We start from the raw sequence: 234 nt of genomic DNA, 5'->3' as shown, positions 1-234 counted from the left end.
CATAAGCATTGTAGCCAACGACTCATACGCAAAGGAAGATTTTGCTGTAGACGAAGGTACAAAAGCCGCTGAAGGTGGCCTTGTAGGCGCGGCTTCAGGTGGTATTCTTGCTGCAATTATTGGCGGTTTTACTGCAGTAGGTACTGTAGCAACAGGTGGTACGGGCTTATTAGTTGCCGGACCATTAGTCGCAGCATTTGCTGCTGGTGGCGCAGGCGCCGCAGTAGGTGGTAC

The 234-nt window shown here is 51.7% G+C and carries 1 protein-coding gene; it reads left to right on the top strand.

The window, feature by feature from the left end; translation table 11 throughout:
* A partial coding sequence (locus AAEY83_RS18680) for a hypothetical protein (RefSeq protein WP_351061695.1) occupies positions 1-234 on the top strand: 234 nt, incomplete at both ends.

This window comes from Psychrobacter sp. TB20-MNA-CIBAN-0197 (genome assembly GCF_040309765.1).
Taxonomy (GTDB): Bacteria; Pseudomonadota; Gammaproteobacteria; order Pseudomonadales; family Moraxellaceae; genus Psychrobacter; species Psychrobacter submarinus.
This window is presented reverse-complemented; position numbering and strand designations above follow the sequence as displayed.